General features: G+C 37.4%; 20 protein-coding genes, 1 pseudogene and 1 riboswitch. Of the genes and pseudogenes, 18 read left to right on the forward strand and 3 right to left on the reverse strand.

Annotation, left to right across the window (positions count from 1 at the left end; all coding sequences use genetic code 11):
- The first annotated feature begins 61 nt into the window (after positions 1–61).
- Positions 62–478 (forward strand): pyridoxamine 5'-phosphate oxidase family protein, encoded by a 417-nt coding sequence (locus tag ADF62_RS06920; protein ID WP_048788438.1) that lies wholly within the window; start codon positions 62–64, stop codon positions 476–478.
- A gap of 52 nt (positions 479–530) precedes the next feature.
- On the opposite strand, the gene ADF62_RS06925 is transcribed toward ADF62_RS06920, so the two are convergent.
- Together ADF62_RS06925 and ADF62_RS06930 are read right to left on the reverse strand one after the other, a co-directional pair.
- Positions 531–1,799, reverse strand: a complete 1,269-nt coding sequence (locus ADF62_RS06925) for a nucleobase:cation symporter-2 family protein (RefSeq protein ID WP_048788439.1) — start codon at positions 1,797–1,799, stop codon at positions 531–533.
- A complete protein-coding gene (locus ADF62_RS06930) occupies positions 1,799–2,380 on the reverse strand; it encodes a xanthine phosphoribosyltransferase (RefSeq protein WP_048788440.1) in 582 nt (193 codons plus the stop codon). Before ADF62_RS06930 ends, ADF62_RS06925 begins: the two co-directional genes overlap by 1 nt.
- Positions 2,381–2,483: 103 nt before the next feature.
- A riboswitch (purine riboswitch) is annotated at positions 2,484–2,579 on the reverse strand.
- Between the two features lie 446 nt (positions 2,580–3,025).
- On the opposite strand from ADF62_RS06930, the gene ADF62_RS06935 reads away from it, so the two are divergent.
- On the forward strand, positions 3,026–3,841 hold the full coding sequence (locus ADF62_RS06935; RefSeq protein ID WP_048788441.1) for a hypothetical protein: 816 nt from the start codon (positions 3,026–3,028) through the stop codon (positions 3,839–3,841).
- 34 nt (positions 3,842–3,875) lie between these two features.
- Here ADF62_RS06935 and ADF62_RS11550 read toward each other — a convergent pair.
- Positions 3,876–4,076, reverse strand: a pseudogene (locus ADF62_RS11550) (hypothetical protein).
- A 132-nt stretch (positions 4,077–4,208) separates the two neighbouring features.
- Here ADF62_RS11550 and ADF62_RS06940 point away from each other — a divergent pair.
- The 16 genes from ADF62_RS06940 (at position 4,209) to ADF62_RS07015 (ending at position 19,819) form a co-directional block, all read left to right on the forward strand.
- On the forward strand, positions 4,209–4,889 hold the full coding sequence (locus ADF62_RS06940) for a response regulator transcription factor (protein ID WP_048788442.1): 681 nt from the start codon (positions 4,209–4,211) through the stop codon (positions 4,887–4,889).
- Complete coding sequence (locus ADF62_RS06945) at positions 4,879–5,853, forward strand: sensor histidine kinase (protein ID WP_048788443.1); 975 nt, start codon at positions 4,879–4,881, stop codon at positions 5,851–5,853. The genes ADF62_RS06940 and ADF62_RS06945 overlap by 11 nt, the downstream gene beginning before the upstream one ends.
- Positions 5,854–5,997: 144 nt before the next feature.
- Entirely contained in the window at positions 5,998–6,756 is a 759-nt protein-coding gene (locus ADF62_RS06950; protein WP_048788444.1) for an ABC transporter ATP-binding protein, read from the forward strand.
- Between the two features lies 1 nt (position 6,757).
- On the forward strand, positions 6,758–8,758 hold the full coding sequence (locus tag ADF62_RS06955) for an ABC transporter permease (protein ID WP_048788445.1): 2,001 nt from the start codon (positions 6,758–6,760) through the stop codon (positions 8,756–8,758).
- Positions 8,759–8,842: 84 nt separating this feature from the next.
- A complete protein-coding gene (locus tag ADF62_RS06960) occupies positions 8,843–9,337 on the forward strand; it encodes a YkgJ family cysteine cluster protein (RefSeq protein ID WP_003094156.1) in 495 nt (164 codons plus the stop codon).
- Positions 9,338–9,480: 143 nt separating this feature from the next.
- On the forward strand, positions 9,481–9,930 hold the full coding sequence (locus ADF62_RS06965; protein ID WP_003094422.1) for a cytidine deaminase family protein: 450 nt from the start codon (positions 9,481–9,483) through the stop codon (positions 9,928–9,930).
- 142 nt (positions 9,931–10,072) lie between these two features.
- The gene (locus tag ADF62_RS06970) at positions 10,073–11,011 is read left to right on the forward strand and encodes a bile acid:sodium symporter family protein (RefSeq protein WP_003093402.1); all 939 of its coding nucleotides are present in this window, start codon (positions 10,073–10,075) and stop codon (positions 11,009–11,011) included.
- A gap of 153 nt (positions 11,012–11,164) precedes the next feature.
- On the forward strand, positions 11,165–11,374 hold the full coding sequence (locus ADF62_RS06975) for a hypothetical protein (protein ID WP_003094505.1): 210 nt from the start codon (positions 11,165–11,167) through the stop codon (positions 11,372–11,374).
- Positions 11,375–11,384: 10 nt separating this feature from the next.
- Complete coding sequence (locus tag ADF62_RS06980; RefSeq protein ID WP_048788446.1) at positions 11,385–11,564, forward strand: hypothetical protein; 180 nt, start codon at positions 11,385–11,387, stop codon at positions 11,562–11,564.
- Entirely contained in the window at positions 11,557–12,438 is an 882-nt protein-coding gene (locus tag ADF62_RS06985; protein WP_048788447.1) for an ABC transporter ATP-binding protein, read from the forward strand. Before ADF62_RS06980 ends, ADF62_RS06985 begins: the two co-directional genes overlap by 8 nt.
- A complete protein-coding gene (locus ADF62_RS06990; RefSeq protein ID WP_048788448.1) occupies positions 12,435–13,172 on the forward strand; it encodes an ABC transporter permease in 738 nt (245 codons plus the stop codon). Before ADF62_RS06985 ends, ADF62_RS06990 begins: the two co-directional genes overlap by 4 nt.
- Complete coding sequence (locus ADF62_RS06995; RefSeq protein ID WP_048788449.1) at positions 13,165–14,259, forward strand: sensor histidine kinase; 1,095 nt, start codon at positions 13,165–13,167, stop codon at positions 14,257–14,259. The genes ADF62_RS06990 and ADF62_RS06995 overlap by 8 nt, the downstream gene beginning before the upstream one ends.
- Positions 14,256–14,858 carry a response regulator transcription factor gene (locus ADF62_RS07000; RefSeq protein ID WP_003094426.1) on the forward strand — a complete coding sequence of 201 codons (603 nt, stop codon included), beginning with the start codon at positions 14,256–14,258 and terminating at the stop codon, positions 14,856–14,858. Before ADF62_RS06995 ends, ADF62_RS07000 begins: the two co-directional genes overlap by 4 nt.
- A gap of 171 nt (positions 14,859–15,029) precedes the next feature.
- Positions 15,030–16,568, forward strand: a complete 1,539-nt coding sequence (locus ADF62_RS07005) for a DUF262 domain-containing protein (RefSeq protein WP_048788450.1) — start codon at positions 15,030–15,032, stop codon at positions 16,566–16,568.
- 2 nt (positions 16,569–16,570) lie between these two features.
- On the forward strand, positions 16,571–18,655 hold the full coding sequence (locus ADF62_RS07010) for a DUF262 domain-containing protein (protein ID WP_048788451.1): 2,085 nt from the start codon (positions 16,571–16,573) through the stop codon (positions 18,653–18,655).
- 156 nt (positions 18,656–18,811) lie between these two features.
- Positions 18,812–19,819, forward strand: a complete 1,008-nt coding sequence (locus tag ADF62_RS07015) for a helix-turn-helix transcriptional regulator (protein WP_048788452.1) — start codon at positions 18,812–18,814, stop codon at positions 19,817–19,819.
- Positions 19,820–19,861: the final 42 nt, after the last annotated feature.

Here is a 19,861-nt window from a genome sequence, read left to right on the forward strand (position 1 = left end):
TCTCTACTGACATTTTATAGGCTTTCAGATATAATTAATCTAAGGAAATGAGGCTTTGAAAATGAACACGAAAACAGAATTTTTGAGAATAATGGCAGAACAAACAGAAATGGCCTTGGCAACTTCAGTAAATAACATTCCTAATGTAAGAATTGTTAATTTCTATTTCGACCCTAGTGAAAACATTCTTTATTTTTCGTCCTTTAAAGATAATGACAAGGTCAAGGAAATAGAAGAAAATCCTTCGATTGCCTTTACCACTATTCCTCACACTGGAAACCAGCATGTCAAAGCCAAAGGTCTCGCAAAAAGAAGTTCGAAAACGGTAGTTGATATGGCAGAACATTTCATTACAAAGGTTCCAGATTATAAAAAGACAATAGATTACGCAGGTGAATCGCTGATTCTATTTGAGGTGAGATTTGATACCGCTATTGTTACCAAAGATCTTGCTACCATCAGTTCGTTAAGACTATGATAAAAACTCCCCTTATGGATCAGTACAATCTATAAGGGGAGTTTATTCGTTTTTATTTTTCTTTTTTGTTATGGTTCAAAATGGCATTGAGGACAATGGCGAGTAAGCTTGCGACCACGATACCGTTTGAGAAGAACATTTGGAAAGCAGTTGGTAGGCTGTTGAAGAGATTGCTATTGTTAAGACCAACCCCTGCAGCGATGGAAACTGCAGCAATCAAGAAGTTGTGTTCGTTGTTGGCGAAATCAACACGCGCCAAGATTTGCATCCCTTGGATAGAAACAAAACCGAACATAACAAGCATAGCACCACCAAGGACTGGGCTTGGGATGATTTGAGCCAAGGCACCAAACTTAGGAAGGAGTCCAAGAAGAACAAGGAAACCAGCTGCATAGTAGATTGGCAAGCGAGTCTTGATACCTGACAATTTCACAAGACCCACGTTTTGAGAGAAACCTGTGTATGGGAAGGTATTGAAGAGTCCACCAAGGAGAACAGCCAAACCTTCAGCGCGGTAACCGTTACGAAGGCGAGTGCTATCGAGTGGTTCTTTGGTAATATCAGAGAGGGCCAAGTAAACTCCAGTTGATTCAACCATAGACACTGTAGCGATAATACACATCATGATGATTGATGACAACTCAAATTTAGGCATTCCGAAGTAGAATGGTGTTGGGACGTGGACAATAGGTGCCGCAGCCACTGGTGAGAAGTCAACCAAGCCCATGCTTGCTGCGATAGCAGTACCGACAATCAAACCAATCAAGATTGAGATGGATTTGATAAATCCTTTAGTGAAAATATTAATCAAAAGGATGATGAGAACGGTGATAGCTGCAAGGAAGAGGCTTTGACCAGTTGGTTTATCAACGTTGTTCCCCATATTTCCTATAGCGACAGGGATGAGGGTCAAACCGATAGTTGTGATGACTGATCCTGTAACGATAGAAGGGAAGAGATTGGCTACTTTTGAGAAGACGCCAGAAATGAGGATAACATAAATCCCTGAAACGATAAGGGCACCAAACATAGCACCGCTACCGTGTTTCTCACCAATCATAATAAGTGGTGCCACTGACTGGAAAGCAACCCCAAGAACAACTGGAAGACCGATACCGAAGTATTTATTAAGTTGAAGTTGGAGGAAGGTTGCTACACCACACATGAAAATGTCAGTGGAAATCAAGTAGGTTAATTCATGAGCTGAATACCCTAAGGCTCCAGCAATCATGATTGGCACTAGGATCGATCCCGAGTACATGGCAAGTAGGTGTTGCAGTCCTAGGACCGCCGCCTGCGAATGTTTCTCTTTATTTTGCATTAGATGTCCGCCTCCTTAAATACGACCTGACCATTTTCAAAACGATCCAAACGAGCAAGTGAAACGACTGGGTAACCAGCTTCTTCCAAAAGAGCACGGCCATCTTGGAAAGATTTCTCGATAACGATACCAACCGCTTCGACGTGTGCACCAGCTTCTTCGATGATTTGAATCAAGCCTTTGGCAGCTTGGCCGTTAGCTAGGAAGTCATCAACGATGAGGACCTTATCTTCAGGAGTGAGGAACTTGCTTGCGATAGAGACAGTACTAGTCACCTGTTTAGTGAAGGAGTAGACCTCAGCAGTGAGGATCCCTTCATTCATGGTGATATTTTTAGCCTTCTTAGCAAAAATCATAGGGACATCCAAGGCCTCAGCAGCATAGAGGGCTGGAGCAATACCAGATGCTTCGATAGTCACTACCTTGGTGATGCCAGTATCCTTGAACTTTTCAGCAAAGACCTTTCCAATTTCACGCATGAGCTCAAAGTCAACTTGGTGAGTTAAGAAAGAGTCAACTTTGAGGATATTTTCCCCAAGGACATTCCCATCATTGAGAATGCGGTCTTCCAGTAATTTCATATTACCTCCTATAAATTGAATAATAAATCAAAACAATCGAATAATAGAAAAAGGCCTGCAAAGCAAGCCTTTAAAATCACAAAAAGACAGTGAAATCTCTCTATGACTAAATGAGCTTACTCATTGTTAGGTGTTACGGCACCTTGTAGAAACGTCACGCCCATTCGTGACATAAATAAGTAATGTTTTCATTATTCGATGAAGCTGTCATTGGTTGATGATAAACCAACATCAACTCTATTATAATACTATATTTTCTTTGAAGACTCAAAGAATTTTTCTATGAAAACGCACCCTTTAAAAAATTGGGAAATCCAATCTAACATTATCGTAATATTTGCTGAGAAAGGGCGATTCTTGGGGTATTTATTGTTATTATGTGCCCCTTTTTCATAGGTTTATTTATATAAGTGTTTTATTCCTATTGAATAATTTTATGAAAAAGTTTTAAAATAGTAAAAAATTTAATCTTTTGTTGACTTCAATAAATAGAATAGATAGAATATAAGAAGATAGTCCGCTGAATACCTGCGTAAAGGTAGTTTAACTTAATATTTGCAATAAAAACTCAAACGCATTCGTTTATAAAGCAACAGTTATAGAGGAATATCATAATTTATAAAAATATATTAATAGGAAATCTGTATGAAGAAAATACTAGTAGGAGCAATATTTGTAACCTTATTCATAACCTTGGTATATTATATTTGGATATACTTCGTAGTGGGCTTTGTTGGGTATATTATTTTCTACCTAATAAAAAAGAGAAACAAACAGTCCTATCCTACTTCACTATTACCATCTAAAAAGAATAGTGAAGTAGAATCAAGTTATACAGTTTCTGTCGATAATGATTCTCCTATATTTGATAGTCGTTATCAAAATATCATGTTACATAGACCTCAATGGTCTGATTTTATCGAAGGAGATTATTATGATGCTTTTGATGATTCTTATCATACTCCAGAAGGTTATAAATTAAGAGAGCTTTTATTGCTTGTATGGTGGGGGAAAACTCAAAAAGGTAGAATTTTAGATGTTCGAATTCCTAGATATTACTATGATAGATATCATTTAAACCCTAACGAAGTGACTAAAAGATTCTTTGCTGATGGTTTACTGGAATATAATGAGGAAACTAATTTAGTAAAACCAACACCGCTTGGTAAGGAAGTACAACAGAAGTATTCCAAACTCTGGGAAATACATTCTTTAAAAGAGTATTATGCGAATTTAGATAAAGAATTTGCTAACTGGGATCTTAATAATTTTTTACTTTCTAGACATAAGCAAAAACTTAAATACTACAAAGAATCGGTGAAATTTTACGATGAAGTAGCTAGTTTCCTAAGAAAAAACTATCCTAAAGAAGAACACGATATTTTATATTATCAGGATTCTAAAAACGCTGATGAAGCTAGTATTGCCCGACTAACCGAGTTAATTGATGCATTTGAATAATAAAAAAAACTTCTTGCAAAGGCACTTAGATAGACTATGTGCTTTTTTCGTTGCTCCCGTCTAGTTCCTTTATTATATCCGATACTTTTTCTAGGCTCAATGTTTCATGTGGCTCAACTTATTCACCGTCTAAAACGTAGTCATGGATTTTACCGTTCTTTCAGACTATCTGGACAGTATCACTTTTAATAAAACCATTGTCCATAGACTCTTTGAACTCGTCATAAGTTAGCATTTTTTACCTCTTTATATATTCTATTTATAAAAAATTGGGAAATCCAATCTAACATTATCGTAATATTTGCTGAGAAAGGGCGATTCTTATGTCATTTTTGTTATAATAGTGAGAAATGAAAGAGGTTGAGTTATGCATAAGATTTTATTAGTTGAGGACGACGAGGTTATCCGTCAACAAGTCAAAAAAATACTAGAACAGTGGGGTTACGAAGTTGTTCTTGTTGAAGATTTCATGGAAGTATTATCAATTTTTGTAAAAGAAGAACCCCACTTGGTTCTTATGGATATTGGTTTACCTCTATTTAACGGTTATCACTGGTGTCAGGAAATTCGTAAGGTCTCCAAGGTCCCTATTATGTTCTTGTCCTCTAGAGATCAAGCCATGGATATCGTTATGGCAATCAATATGGGTGGAGACGACTTTGTGACTAAACCATTTGACCAAAATGTTCTACTAGCGAAAATTCAAGGGCTTTTACGTCGTTCTTATGAGTTTGGTAAGGATCAGAGTCTTTTGGAATATATGGGTGTGATTCTGAACCTTAAGGCCATGGATCTGGTTTATCAGGGAGAAGTCGTTTCTTTGACTAAAAATGAGTTTCAGATTTTACAAGTTCTCTTCGAGCGTTCTGGTAATATTGTTAGTCGTGAAGACCTCATGAAGGAGCTTTGGAATAGTGACTTCTTTATTGATGATAATACTCTCTCTGTAAATGTGGCACGTTTGCGTAAGAAGTTAGAGGCAGTGGGTTTGAAGGATTTTATAGAAACCAAGAAAGGTGTCGGCTACGGGTTGCGTCATGATGGGTAAGTGTCAATTTATCAAATACTATATTAGGTCTCGTCTGCCTTTCTATCTCTTGGTTATCTTTAACGGAATCATCTTGTTTTTGTTTGCCTTTTTATTTGAAGAGGCAGCAGATGTTCTTTATTATTCCCTGACAATCCTGACTTTTGTGACCATCATTATGGTGGCTTGGGACTTGTTTAGATCCTATCAGTCTTATAAGCTAGCATATCTATATGAGGAAATTACTCCCTTAAGTCCCTTGGAATTTTACTTAGCCCAGGCCTTGGAAAATTCAAGGGAGAATCAGAAGAATCAGACTGAGGAGGGATGTAAGCGCTATACAGATTTGATGGACTACTACACTCTTTGGGTTCATCAAATCAAGACGCCAATAGCGGCTAGTCAATTGTTGGTTCAGGATGTCACAGATAGGAATACTAGGTCTCTCTTGGAGCAAGAAATTTTCAAGATCGATGCCTACACTCATTTGGTTTTGCAGTATTTACGTTTAGAAAACTTTCATGATGATTTGCAGTTGAAACAGGTTGCATTAGAACAATTAGTTAAAGAAGTTGTTAGAAAGTATAGTCTTTTCTTTATTCAAAAAGGGTTGACTATTAACCTAGATGACTTGGATGTTAAGGTTATTTCAGATGAAAAATGGCTCTTAGTCATCATTGAGCAGATCTTGTCAAATAGTTTGAAGTATACAAAGAGTGGCGGTATTGAAATTTACTTCAAAGATAATACGCTTTATCTTAAAGATTCTGGGATTGGTATTAAGGATAGTGATATTTTAAGGGTTTTTGAGCGTGGCTTTTCAGGTTACAATGGCCGATTGACTCAGCAGTCGTCTGGGTTAGGCCTCTATCTTTCAAAGAAAATTGCTGATCAGCTTGGACATGATATTAGTATTAGCTCCCAAGTAGGTCAAGGAACCACAGTTTCCATTCATTTTCAAAAGAAGAAGTTAGTCATTGATTGATAACTTACAAAAGTGTAAGAAATTAGACGACAAATGAAAGCAAGGGTTATGGTTTTGCCCCTGCTTTTTCTATAAAATGGTATCAGAAGTTAAGTAAGAGATTCCTAGAATCTCTCCAAAATCTACTAAATAAAGGAGCTTATTATGACATTACTAGATGTTCAACATGTTAAAAAAATTTATAAAACACGTTTCAAAGGAAATCAGGTTGAGGCCCTTAAAGATATCCATTTTACGGTTGAAAAGGGTGAGTACGTTGCTATTATGGGTGAGTCTGGTTCAGGAAAATCAACCCTGCTCAACATCCTTGCTATGCTTGATAAACCAACGGCAGGGCGTGTCTACCTTAATGGCATGGACACAGCAACCATTAAAAATAAGGATGCTTCCAGTTTCCGTCGTGAAAAATTAGGATTTGTTTTCCAGGATTTTAACCTTTTGGATACGCTATCTGTTAAAGATAATATCTTACTACCTTTGGTCCTTTCTCGACGTCCACTTAAGCAAATGATGACGCAAGTAGAAGCAGTCAGTCGTCAATTGGGAATTCATTCCTTGCTAGAGAAGTACCCTTATGAAATTTCAGGTGGTCAAAAGCAAAGGGTTGCAGTTGCGCGTGCAATCATCACTAAACCAGAAATCCTTTTAGCAGATGAGCCAACAGGCGCCTTGGATTCAAAATCTTCAGCGGCCCTCTTGGATGTCTTTGATACTATTAATACCAGCGGTCAGACCATCCTTATGGTAACTCACTCAACATCGGCCGCCAGTCGTGCTCAGCGTGTTTTGTTTATTAAGGATGGTATTCTTTATAATCAAATCTTTAAAGGGGATAAGTCTGAACATCAAATGTTCCAAGAAATTTCCGATACACTAACTACAATGGCAAGTGAGGTGAACTAATATGTTTCGTCTAACCAATAGACTGGCTTTATCCAATCTCATAAAAAATCGTAAGCTTTATTATCCGTATACATTGGCAACTATTCTGGTTATTGCTATTACCTATATTTTTACATCTTTACTGCTTAATCCGCATCTGGGTGACTTACCTGGGGCAGATTCTATCAAGGCGGTTTTGGGTATGGGACTTGTAATTGTCGCCCTCTCTTCTGGGATTATTGTTCTTTATGCCAATAGCTTTGTTATGAAAAATCGTTCAAAGGAGCTTGGTCTCTATAGTGTGCTAGGCTTGGAGAAGCGTCACCTCTTTAGCATGATATTAAAAGAAACGATGATTATGGGGGTTGTAACTTTGCTTCTAGGTATAGGTGTAGGGGCGCTATTCGATAAACTCATTTATGCTTTTCTTCAAAGAATTATCGGAGAAAGTACAGGTTTGGTTTCAACCTTTCAAGTAATGACTATTCCTATTGTTCTTGTCATCTTTGCTTGTATTTTTAGTTTGTTGGTTTTGGTAAATGGTTTCCGATTACTACGGCTTAATCCTTTACAATTAACGAAAGATGGCCTTAAGGGTGAAAAAAAAGGACGTTTCCTAGTTGTTCAAACTCTTTTAGGACTTGGGACTATGGGATGCGGTTACTATCTTGCTCTCTCTGTTAAGAATCCAGTAACAGCTATTATCAGTTTTTTCCTAGCTGTTTTACTGGTCATTTTAGGGACTTATCTTCTTTTCAATGCCGGGACAACAGTAGTTCTGCAACTTTTGAAAAAGAAGAAAAGCTACTATTATAAGCCTAATAATATGATTTCCATTTCCAACCTTGTCTTTCGAATGAAGAAAAATGCAGTTGGGCTGGCGACCATTGCTATCCTCTCAAGTATGGTTCTCGTGACGCTTGTAGGTGCTACAAATATCTATGCTGGAAAAAAAGACTATCTGGCCAGTGCTGCTCCACATGATTACTCAGTTACCGGAACGAATGTGGATGTAACAAGTACACAGAAGGTTATGGATGATTTCTTATCACAGTCGGGAAATCAGGTCAATAGAAAAACGGAAGTAACTTACATCTACTTTGGTATCAAAGAACAAGAAAAAAACAAGTTAACCATCTTTTCTAAGAATGAAAGAAAAGTTCTACCAAAGTCAATTTTTATTGTCTTCTCACAAGCTACTTATAAACAATTAACAGGTAAAGACCTCAATCTGACTTCAAATCAAGTTGGCTTATTTACTAAAAATAAAACATTGAAAGATCAAAAGAGTGTCTCTATCAATGGTCAAAACTACCAGATTCATGATGGCCTTAATGACTTTATTAAAGGTAAAGTACCCAATAACTTTACAATTATATCTTCTGATTATAGCTACCTTGTCGTTCCTGATACGGATAATTTTAAAGAAAGTATCAAAGGAACAGCAACCACTCAGACTACCTATATTGGTGTTAACGTCAAAGACCCTGCACATGATGCCAAGAAAAATTCAGATTTGTTAGACAAACTCGCGGATAAAGAAACGCAACAGTTAGATGGACAAACTACTGGTGTCCCTTGGTTTAACCTCATTACTAATAGCCGATATGATGTAGAAGGGGCACTAAATGGCTTTGTTAGCGGAACATTATTTATCGGTATTTTCCTATCTATCATCTTCATGATTGGTACAGTTCTTGTGATTTACTATAAACAGATTTCTGAAGGTTATGAGGATCGTGAGCGATTTGTTATTCTTCAAAAGATTGGTTTGGACGATCAACAAGTCAAGAAAACCATTCGTAAACAAGTTCTTACCGTCTTTTTCCTCCCTCTGATTTTTGCCTTTATTCACTTGGCCTTTGCCTATCATATGCTCAGTTTGATTATACGTCTTATTGGGGTTCTCAATCCAGATCTTATGTTAGTGGTCACTATTATTGTTTGTGGCGTTTTCTTCCTAGCCTATGTCTTGGTTTTCGCCCTAACGTCGCGTTCTTATCGTAGAATCGTATCAATGTAACTTACATAGAGTCTAGTTCATGCTAGGCTCTATTTCTTTTATGCTATAATAGATGAAAGAATTATAAATCATCGGAGAAAACACATGTCGCAGACTATTGATGTCAAACGTTACGAGGAGTTGGCACGTCAAAAGCAGGGGGAGCACCGTAAGTTTCTAGCCCAACTCAAGAAGAAGGCCCCTAAAAATTTAGATAAGATTGTTCAGGAGGTGCATAATGAAGTATTTCAAGAAATTGATTGTACCCAGTGTGCAAATTGCTGTAAGACGCTAGGACCAGATTTCACAGAGCAGGACATCACTCGTATTGCAAAGCATTTTCGTATGAAGTTACCTGCCTTTGAGGAGATGTACTTACAGGTAGATGAGGATGGTGATAAGGTCTTCAAGTCTATGCCTTGTCCATTTTTGGGGCCTGATAATCTCTGTGATATCTATGACGTCCGCCCCAAGGCTTGTGCAGCTTTTCCCCACACGAATCGTAAGAAAATCTATCAGATCAATCATCTGACCATCAAAAATACGCTTTTCTGTCCAGCAGCCTACCTTTTTGTGGAAAAACTCAAGGACAGAATTTAGGGAGGACAAGTCATGAAAGCATTATTAAAAATAGAATGGATAAAACCATGACGTAGCTGGCTAGTCTTTATCATGGGAATCGGGATCCCCGTCACTCTTTATCAAGTCGCAAAGAGAAAGTGATCGAGGTTAAAGGAGAAAAAATGGATATTTGGCAGAAAATGTATGAACGAGCCCAAGCCTTGTATCAGCCACAGGAAGTCTCAGACTTTGTCTATGCTAGGCACGTTGTGGCTGCGGTGGAGGCTGAAGATGGACAAATTTTCACAGGCTTTTGTATGGAAGGGACGTGTGGTGTTTTCCATCTATGTGCCGAAAGGGCTGCCCTTTTCAATATGTATCAAGAAACTGGTCAGACTAAGGTCAAGCGTATTATTGCTTTTCGAGACCAGCCACCTCATGGTGGACCATCTGGTATGCCTTGTGGAGCCTGTCGAGAATTTTTAATGGAACTCCATCCTGATAATCGTAACTTGGAGTTCATGGTTGATTACGAGACACGTCAAACCATCACTCTGGGGGAATTGTTACCACTGTGGTGGGGAGAAGAACGGGCTCAGCAGTTTGAAGAGAAGTCGAAAGACAAGGTTTAAAGTTTGTAGAAATCTCTAAACTCTCGTGATTCAAGTGCGAGGGTTTATTTTTTGAAATAAATTTCAGAAAATTCCAAACACATCTTGAAATTCAAAATGAAAGTGCTATACTATATCGTGAAAATAGAAAGAAGGTTTCACTATGGACTCACTTGTATCTTTTAGTAAATGGCTCAGCAAATGGTTTACTGTAGCTGTTATCCTCTGGGCGGCCTTTAACTACGCCCTTCCTGCAACTAGTAGTTGGGTCATTCCCAATACGGCTTATCTGCTTGGTTTGATTCTCTTTGGTATGGGGCTTACTTTGACCACTGAGGATTTCAAGCGTATTGCTAAGCGTCCAATTCCAGTTGTTCTAGGGACTGTAGCTCACTATGTCATCATGCCTGGTTTGGCTTGGTTGCTTTGTATGATTTTCCATCTGAAAGGTGCGACAGCAGCAGGTGTTATCCTTGTTGGCTCTTGTCCAAGTGGGACTTCATCGAGTGTCATGGCCTTCCTTTCAGGTGGGGATGTTGCCTTGGATGTCTCTATTGAAACCCTCTCAACTCTTTTGGCACCACTCATGATTCCAACCCTCTTGTCATTCCTGGCTGGTCAGTACGTGAGTGTCCCTGCCCAAAGCCTCTTCCTAAGTACCTTGCGTATCGTGGTTGTTCCTATTATCTTGGGTGTGCTCGTTCACTCAATCTTTGGTAAGAAAATCGATGCCATCATCAAGATTATGCCTTTGATTTCACAAGCCGCCATCCTCTTGATTGTTGGAGCAGTTGTTTCTGCCAACCATGCCAACATTTTCACAGCAGCGACAGCCCTTGTTATCCCAGTTGTTATGCTTCATAACCTTTGTGGTTATGCCCTTGGTTTTGGATTTTCAAAAATCCTTGGTTTGGAAGAACCACAACAAAAAGCCATTACTTTCGAAGTGGGGATGCAAGACTCAAGTCTTGGAGCAACCCTTGCCATGAAATATTTCGTGCCACAAGCTGCCATCCCATCAACTATCTTCAGTATTTGGCACAATATCTCAGGTTCCATCCTCTCATCATGGTGGAAGAACCATTCAAAAAATAGTCATTAAGATAAATGAAAAGCTGACCTTGGGTTGGCTTTTTTTTACGTCACATGACAAATGTCATATCATGTCATGACATCTGGTGCTAAAAAGAGAATGACCAAAAAGATATACTTTAGTCATAACTTAGAAATAATAAAAAACAAAAGAGGTCATCTCATGAAAATCAAAACATCTTACCTTATCTACGCTGTCATCGGAACTGTCTTTGCTGGACTTAGCATGTTTACTGACATCTTTGAAAGAGGCAATTTTGAAGTTATCTTCTCAAATTTGGGCATGATTATTGGCTTGTCTATCTCAGCCTACATTCTCATCACTATGGCTAAAAGTTTTATCGACCTTGTCATTAAAGAATTGAAAAACTAGGAGGCCCAGTATGAAATTATTGAAAATACTAAGCATTATGCTCCTAGCAGCAATTTGGACCATCCTCTTGGCCTATGTCCTACTTCATGGCAGTAGTGATATTCTCTACAGTGTCATGGGTGTGTCTGTTGCAGCTTGTTATATTTTTCTAGCCTTCTATCAAAAGAAAGGAAATCACACACATGAGTGAAGCAATCCTTCAAGTCACAAATCTTGTTAAAAAAATCAAGGGAAAAACGATTTTAGACCATATTAGCTTTGAGGTGGGAAAAGGCGACTGTCTTGCTTTAATTGGGCCAAATGGTGCTGGTAAAACGACCTTAATGTCCTGTATTCTTGGTGATAAGAAGGCCAGTAGCGGTCAAGTCTTTATCAAGGGCAAAAAGGGGAAAGCGCAAGATCAAATTGCGGTTCTCCTTCAAGAAAATACCATTCCCTCACAATTAAAAGTCAAGGAACTGATTACTTTTTTCCAAGATATTTCTGAAAATGGGTTATCTAAAGTAGAGATTCAAGCACTCTTACAATTCAAAGACGATCAGTATCAGCAGTTTGCGAACAAACTCTCAGGGGGACAAAAACGTCTTCTTGCCTTTGTCCTCTGTCTAATTGGCAAGCCTGACATTCTCTTTTTAGATGAGCCGACAGCAGGGATGGACACTACGACACGCCAACGTTTTTGGGAAATCATCAATGATTTGAAAAAGTCAGGTGTGACCATTCTTTATTCGTCCCACTATATCGAAGAAGTGGAACACACAGCTGACCGCATTTTGGTCCTTCATCAGGGGAAACTCATCAGGGATACTACGCCACATGCTATGCGTAGCGAGGAAAAGGAAAAACAAGTCACCTTACCAAGTCGCTTTGCACCAAGTCTTGATAAACTGGCAGCCATTTATGATGTGACTGAAAAACGTGATGTTGTCACCTTTATGACTAAAGATATTGAAAGTATTTGGAGTAGTTTAAAAGCGCAAGGCTGTCGCATTTCTGACATTGAAATTCAAAACAAGACACTTTTAGATAGCTTATTTGATAGCACAAGGGAGGACAAGTCATGAAAGCACTACTTAAAATCGAATGGATAAAAACATGGCGCAGTTGGCCCGTCTTCATCATGTCCATCGGAATGCCTGTCGGATTCTTCCTCTTGTATTCAGGTATGGAAATGAGTCCTGACCCAACGTCACAAAAAGATTTTATCTTGTCCTATATGTTGACCATGACTGGATTTTCTATGTCCAGCTTTGGTTTCTTTACCTTCCCCTACATGCTTAGAGAGGATCAAACGGAGCATTGGCTAACCTATATCGAACATTCAAAAATCAGTATTCAGGCTTATTACCTTTCTAAAATCTTCCGTGTTCTTATGAACTTTATGGTAGCTATCCTAGTGACTTTCTGTGTGGGAGCTTTTGTGCGTGATGTTGAGATGCCATTATCACATTGGCTCGGTTCAGGTGTTCTTTTGCTCTTGTCAAGCCTAGTCTTCCTATCCCTTGGCTTACTCCTTGCCCAAATTAAGTCTCAACAAATCATGGCAATTGTCGGAAATATCGTTTTTCTTGGACTTGCTATTATCGGTGGTTCTTGGATGCCAGTTACCATGTTTCCAAAATGGGTTCAGCACATTTCCGAGTGGACACCCATCTACCATATCAATCAGTTGGTAGTCAATTTCGCAAAAAAAGGGGAATTTTCATGGAAATCACTCATTTTTATCTTGGTCTATGCTACAATAGCTACAGGCTTAGCCCTTTTTATCAAATCGTACAGAGAAAGTGACCATGTTTAGAACATACCAAAAAAATGATTTTGCTTATTTTGTTAGTCTGATTTTTCTTGTCTTCCCGATCTTAGGAGTTTTTGGTGGGTATTATCCAGTCTGGACCCTAGTTTTGACGGTCCTGTTTACCATCGCTTATCTCCTTATAGTGTATTTGAAAAAAGCTTATAGCAAGTGGATTCCCTTTCTGTGGTTTTACACTCTAGCTTACATTATTTTTATGTCCGTGACCTTCCAAGGTGGCATGATGTGGTTTGTTTTTTTCAATGTTAATCTTCTCGTTTGGCGCTTTGAGGATAGCATATCTTCTTATCGATTCTTATCCTTTCTAGTGACACTCTTGATTTTGACGTCATCATCCTTCCTATTGACAGACGATTTGAGTACCCACCTCATGTCTATGGCGATTCCTCTCTTTTCTTTGGGAATGTACTATTTTCAAAACCGTATGCGTCAGGAGAGAAAGATGGAAGAGGCCCTTGCGGAGCAGAACCGGACCATCAATATCCTGTCAGCTGAAAATGAACGCAATCGTATCGGTCGTGATTTGCACGATACCTTAGGGCATACCTTTGCCATGATGAGTCTTAAAACCGAGTTGGCTCTAAAACAGATGGACAAGGAGCAGTATGAAGCTGCTAGAAAGAATCTGGAAGAATTGAATCAGATAAGTCGTGACTCCATGTATGAGGTGCGTGAGATTGTCAATAAGCTCAAGTACCGAACGGTGGCAGAGGAGCTACTGGAACTTGAGCGGCTCTTTGAACTATCTGATATCGTCCTGACCGTGGATAGTAGCCTTGACTTAGACAGCCTGTCACCTGTTAGTCAGTCTACCTTGTCCATGGTGCTTCGTGAACTGGCCAATAATGTCATCAAACATAGCCAGGCCGATAGCTGTCAGATTCGTCTAAGACGTGATCATGGTATTGTCCTTGAGTTTGAGGATGATGGTTGTGGCTTTGAGGAGGTCACTGGACAAGAACTACACAGTATCAGAGAACGTCTCAGTTTGGTAGATGGGGACTTGGAAATTCTGTCACAATCGCATCCAACTATTATTCGTGTGTATATGAAAGAGGGAGGAAAAGCATGAAATTATTAGTTGCCGAAGACCAGTCAATGTTGAGGGATGCCCTCTGCCAGCTCCTCATGTTGGAAGACGATGTCGAAGAAGTCCATGCGGCTAGTGATGGTCAAGAAGCCATTGCTCTCTTGGAAAAAGAAGAAGTCGACGTAGCCATTTTAGACATTGAGATGCCAGTTAAGACAGGCCTTGATGTCCTAGAGTGGATCCGTGCCAACCAAAGAGAAACGAAGGTCGTTATTGTGACCACCTTCAAACGAAAAGGCTATTTTAAACGAGCCCTTGCAGCCCAGGTGGATGCCTACGTTCTCAAAGAGCGTTCCATCAGTGACCTCATGGCGACCATCCATACCGTCCTAGCAGGTCAAAAGGAGTACTCACCAGAGCTTGTCGAAGGTGTCGCCTTTGACAATAATCCACTCAGTCAACGTGAACAAGAAGTCTTGGCCATGGTTGCCCAAGGTTCAACCAACCAAGAAATCGCTGAAAGCCTCTTTCTTTCAAATGGAACTGTCCGAAATTACATGACAGCCATCCTGACTAAACTTGATGCAGGCAACCGAACAGAAGCCGTCCGCATTGCCAAAGAAAAAGATTGGTTGGGATGAGGAGAAATAGATAAGAATGAAGTCACCATATGGTGGCTTTTTTCATTATCCTGTTCTATATAGAAAGTATTTTGCATTTTTTCCAATATTTTGATTTATAATAGTGCTATAATTGTAGATAATAATTTTGTTAATTCTAATAACAACCTTTGGATGAAAAGGAGATATCAAATGGTAGTTTCTGAAAAACGAATTGAAGACCTAAAAGGATTAAAATTTAATGTTCCTTCATATCAAAGGGGATATCGCTGGACTGAACATGAGGTTACAACTCTTTTAGAAGACCTCTATACACATAGTAAACAAAACAGAGATTATAAGTACTGTTTGCAGCCCTTGATTGTTAAGAAAGTTTCAGATAATACTTATGATGTAGTTGATGGTCAACAGAGGCTAACAACGATCTTTATTTTTTTGAAATTTATGTCTGCTGAATTTAGTAGTGGCCGTAGAAGAAGTAATCAATATGATTACTTTGAGTTGGTTTATGAAACAAGAGAACAGAGTGCTAAATATTTAAAAGAATTAAATTTTGATACTTATCAACAAATCGAGGATTATGATATTGATGCACATCATATCAGTAAAGCTTTTGCTGCTATTGATAAATGGGTGGAACGAGAAGATATTAATTCGGATAATGCTTTACACGATATTTATCAAGTCTTAACAGAGGCTGTTTTCTTTATTTGGTATGAAATTGATGAGACAGAAGACCCTATAAAACTATTTACCAAAGTTAACTTAGGTAAAATTCCTTTGACTAATGCTGAGCTCATTAAAGCTCTATTGTTAGATCAAACTAATTATGAATCTGAAAATGATAGTGAAAGGATTCAAAGGGGAATAGAATGGGATATTATTGAACATAGACTTCAAGAGGAATCATTTTGGAAGTTTCTTACAAATAGTGAGAATTATGTCACTAGGATAGATCTTTTGTTTAACCTACTTGAACATGAAACTTTAGAAATACCTCAAAATGATATTTACTCAACGTTCTACTCAATCTACGCAAAATATCAAAATGCTGAAAATAAACTGGCTTTTATAAGCGACTACTGGAATAAAGTCTATTTATTATTTGAAGAATTGACTAACTGGTACATGGACCTAAATAGATACCATTTAATCGGCTATCTCTTATCGGTTGACTCTAAGAATATTGAAAAGGTCTTTGAAGCTACAAGAGGGAAGAAAAAGTCGGAAGCTTTTTCTAAATTAAAAGACCTTGCTTATAAAACTCTTCCGAATGATATAGCTTCTATCGAAGAACTTTCCTATGGTAATAATAATAAAGCAATTAGATCTTCTCTTTTGCTGTTTAATCTCGTTACTTTGATTAATAAGAGTGAAAAACAATATCGATTTCCTTTTGATATTTATAAGAAAGAGAAATGGGATATCGAGCATATTCATGCTACGGCCGATGAGACTGCTGAAGCTGATGATAGTCTAGCTAATTTAACCTTGCTAGACTCTAATACGAATCGCTCTTATGGAAATAGACCATTTGACCAAAAACGTAGAATTATTATTGAGGTTGATGCAGAAGGGAAATTTGTACCTGTTTGTACGCGTAATGTGTTCTTGAAAGTCTATAGCAATAAGATAGCTGGACTTGACGACTGGACTGATAAGGATAAAGACAGTTATATTCAAGCGATAAAACAGGAATTAAATCGCTTTTTTGGGGACTGTGAGGAGTAGTCATGCAAGAGATTAACGAAAAATACAATTTAAAATCATTATTAAATGAATATAAAGTAGTGATTCCATTAATACAGCGAGATTATGCACAAGGAAGAAAGGATAAAAGAACCACCGAAGTTCGAAAAAAATTACTCCAGGATATTAATGCTGCCTTACTTGACACAAACGTCGGACCACTCGATTTGAATTTTATTTATGGAAAATCAATTAATGGGAAGTTTATTCCATTAGATGGGCAACAACGTCTGACAACTTTATTCCTGGTTTATCTTTTTGCCTATAGGGATAATGACGAGTGTAACTTTCTTAGTAATTTTTCTTATGAAACTAGAAATTCTTCTACACAATTTTTCAAGAGTCTATTTGAGAATAGAAAAAATTTCTTTACAGAAACAGAAAGTCCTTCAGAAATCATAACAGATCAGCCATGGTTTGCAGATTCATGGCAGTTAGATCCAACTGTACAAGGTGCCTTGAAGACACTAGATGACATTTCTGATTTTTTTGATTATGGGTTTGATTATGTTTCAATTTTATCTGATTCTAATAACCCAAAACTTGTGTTCAATTTTCTAGATATTGATAAACTTGGTTCAGAAGATGAGCTCTATATCAAACTGAATTCTAGAGGGCGCCCATTAACTGACTTTGAAAATTTTAAAGCAAGATTAATTGATAGAATAAAGAAAATAGATAGTCATTTAGAAAGGAAATTTTCCCAAAATATTGATACAAAATGGACTGATGTTATTTGGAATATTGATAAAAATGCCTTTGACACCAACTTTTTAAATTTATTTGAAATTGTGCTTATCAATAATTTAGATAGCCTTGATTATTCTAAACGCGACAATTGGACTCTTGAAATCGACTTTGAAACTGTAGAAATTAGTCATATAAAAATAATTGTATCTGTTCTTGACTTCCTCTCTCAGAATAAAGTGCCTGAGGTTTCATCAATCCTAGAATGTTCAATTGTCAACAAAAATCTGAAGGATAGGGTTTGTTTTCACGTTATTTCAACATTCATAGAACATCACGGTGATACATTAGATACTAGCTATAAAAACTGGTATCGTATCTTTAGGAACTTGATTAATAACTCAGTTATAGATTCTCAAGATTCATATGAACGGGCAATCAAGGGGATTAATGAACAAATCGAACATACTTCAGACCTGCTAGAATATCTAGCTGGGGGAAATAGAATTAATGGTTTCAGTATTGAGCAGGTTGACGAAGAGATTGAAAAAGCTAAATTGCTAACTGCAGATGATTCTTATAGACAGATTATTGAAGTCGCTGAAAAGCATCGCTATTTTGATGGTCAAATTCGAAGTTGCTTTTATTTTGATGCAAATGATTTACCAAGCAGAAAAATTGATATTATTTCAACTTATTGGAATAAAATATCAGAGATGTTTACTGAGACGAAGCCTAAAGAAGGTCTATTAATGAGGGTAGCTTTGCTGTCTCTAGGGGATTATACAATGTCTACAGTTCACAATTATAAAACGCTGTGTCAGGATAATCCAAATGAGTATTCTGGGTCTGCACCAAGCCTCAAAAGTTTATTTTCATCTCGAAATGAGTATGTCAAAAAACTACTTGATGAACTCGATATGACCAAGCCGCTAGATGTTGAGTATCGTCGTATTATCCAAGAAAATATTAGTAATATAGCTCCTCAAGAATGGCGTTATGCCTTCATTGCTTACTATGAAACCATGTTTAGTAAAATGACTCCTTCACAATATAGAATGAAATCTCCGTTCTGGCTTAATCGTTCAGAAGAGATGTTGTTAATTCCCAATAAGAGCTCTAGTGCTAAAAACTATGATATTCATTTGATAGCCCTAGAAGAAAAACTAAAGGAATTAGGAATACAATCTTATTATGAAAGTGAGAAAGGTATTGAAAGTACCAACAGGATCCTTTATGTAAATGATGTATATGAAGTCAGATTTCGAGGAAATCATTTTAGTATAAATAAAATAGGTGGCGAAGAAGCAGATGAAAAACCTTTTGATCCTACGCTATCATTTTTGGGTATGGCAGAAGACTTAAATAATAAATTGCACTAATATTATCAAAAAGGCTAGTGAAATTCACACTGGCCTTTGTGTATTAAATCTCATTTTTTATTGAAAGCTAGTATAAAAAAACTTGAGATAATTACGAACAGAATGAGGATAATGATATTATATTCTAGAAGTTATAATCAAGCATGAGGTCGATTAATGAAAGAAGAAAATAATTTGCAAGGGAAAACCAGTCGTCTCTTATATTTTATGTCTGAATTGGAAAAGGGGCATAAGGTTAATAAAACTGAGTACCTTAAACGTTTTAATATCGCCGAGAGAACCTTTAAAGATGATTTAAGGGAATTAAAGGAAAATCTAAAAATACTTAGAGATGACATGAAAATAAAGTATTCTCGACTTGCAGGAACCTATGAGGCAGAATATAACCATGGTTATGGTAACTTAAAGTACAACCAGGCCGTCATCTTGTCTAAGATTCTTTTAGAAAGTAGAGCACTACGTGTTGAGGAAGTTAGAGAAATCATTGATACCTTTGTAGAGAGAGCAGTTGATGATAGGGAACGTCAGCGTATTAGAAACTTTACGGAACGGGAACTAGAGGAGTATAAGGAATTATCGATTTACAGGGACAATAAGAGTAAATCAATCTTGCCTCATCTATCCGCTATTTTTGATGCTATTGAGAATCAGAAGCCTCTTTCTTTTAAGTATACGAAATACCAAGGTAAGGATGCCGATTATGATGTGTTACCGGTCTCGATTATGTTTAATGACCATTATTTTTATTGTATGGCATATAAAGTTGAAGAGAAAGATGGAAGATTAAAAATAGATACAAGGAGTCTGCGTAATTTTCGACTGGATCGTTTTAAAACTGTTCATCGTTCGAAGCATAATACAGAATTAATATTAAGTTCTGAGGAATTAACTCAAATTTTGTCAGATAGTGATGTTCGTTATCATACTTTCTTGATGTTTTCAGATACGGAAAAATTTCGGATTAGATTCAGATATGTTGGTCAGTTTTGGGAAGTACTTGAAGATGATATCCCTGCACTTAAAGTTATTGAGAAGGATACAAGGAGTACAGTACCTAGGGTAATATATGAAATTGAAACCTATGGCAGAGATAGTTTTCAACGTTATATTGATCGATTTAATGGGGTGTTTACTATACTTGAACTAGAAAAAATAAATAAGTAAAATTGACACTTTTTTAAATAGCATTTCGCAAAAAAACAGAAG

Origin of the sequence: Streptococcus sp. 1004_SSPC (assembly GCF_001069025.1) — a bacterium.
Classification (GTDB): Bacteria; Bacillota; Bacilli; order Lactobacillales; family Streptococcaceae; genus Streptococcus; species Streptococcus vestibularis.

Coding starts and splice junctions, on each gene's coding strand:
- ADF62_RS06920 (WP_048788438.1), top strand. CDS start 62: ATGAACACGAAAACAGAATTTTTGAGAATAATGGCAGAACAAACAGAA.
- ADF62_RS06925 (WP_048788439.1), bottom strand. CDS start 1,799: ATGCAAAATAAAGAGAAACATTCGCAGGCGGCGGTCCTAGGACTGCAA.
- ADF62_RS06930 (WP_048788440.1), bottom strand. CDS start 2,380: ATGAAATTACTGGAAGACCGCATTCTCAATGATGGGAATGTCCTTGGG.
- ADF62_RS06935 (WP_048788441.1), top strand. CDS start 3,026: ATGAAGAAAATACTAGTAGGAGCAATATTTGTAACCTTATTCATAACC.
- ADF62_RS06940 (WP_048788442.1), top strand. CDS start 4,209: ATGCATAAGATTTTATTAGTTGAGGACGACGAGGTTATCCGTCAACAA.
- ADF62_RS06945 (WP_048788443.1), top strand. CDS start 4,879: ATGATGGGTAAGTGTCAATTTATCAAATACTATATTAGGTCTCGTCTG.
- ADF62_RS06950 (WP_048788444.1), top strand. CDS start 5,998: ATGACATTACTAGATGTTCAACATGTTAAAAAAATTTATAAAACACGT.
- ADF62_RS06955 (WP_048788445.1), top strand. CDS start 6,758: ATGTTTCGTCTAACCAATAGACTGGCTTTATCCAATCTCATAAAAAAT.
- ADF62_RS06960 (WP_003094156.1), top strand. CDS start 8,843: ATGTCGCAGACTATTGATGTCAAACGTTACGAGGAGTTGGCACGTCAA.
- ADF62_RS06965 (WP_003094422.1), top strand. CDS start 9,481: ATGGATATTTGGCAGAAAATGTATGAACGAGCCCAAGCCTTGTATCAG.
- ADF62_RS06970 (WP_003093402.1), top strand. CDS start 10,073: ATGGACTCACTTGTATCTTTTAGTAAATGGCTCAGCAAATGGTTTACT.
- ADF62_RS06975 (WP_003094505.1), top strand. CDS start 11,165: ATGAAAATCAAAACATCTTACCTTATCTACGCTGTCATCGGAACTGTC.
- ADF62_RS06980 (WP_048788446.1), top strand. CDS start 11,385: ATGAAATTATTGAAAATACTAAGCATTATGCTCCTAGCAGCAATTTGG.
- ADF62_RS06985 (WP_048788447.1), top strand. CDS start 11,557: ATGAGTGAAGCAATCCTTCAAGTCACAAATCTTGTTAAAAAAATCAAG.
- ADF62_RS06990 (WP_048788448.1), top strand. CDS start 12,435: ATGAAAGCACTACTTAAAATCGAATGGATAAAAACATGGCGCAGTTGG.
- ADF62_RS06995 (WP_048788449.1), top strand. CDS start 13,165: ATGTTTAGAACATACCAAAAAAATGATTTTGCTTATTTTGTTAGTCTG.
- ADF62_RS07000 (WP_003094426.1), top strand. CDS start 14,256: ATGAAATTATTAGTTGCCGAAGACCAGTCAATGTTGAGGGATGCCCTC.
- ADF62_RS07005 (WP_048788450.1), top strand. CDS start 15,030: ATGGTAGTTTCTGAAAAACGAATTGAAGACCTAAAAGGATTAAAATTT.
- ADF62_RS07010 (WP_048788451.1), top strand. CDS start 16,571: ATGCAAGAGATTAACGAAAAATACAATTTAAAATCATTATTAAATGAA.
- ADF62_RS07015 (WP_048788452.1), top strand. CDS start 18,812: ATGAAAGAAGAAAATAATTTGCAAGGGAAAACCAGTCGTCTCTTATAT.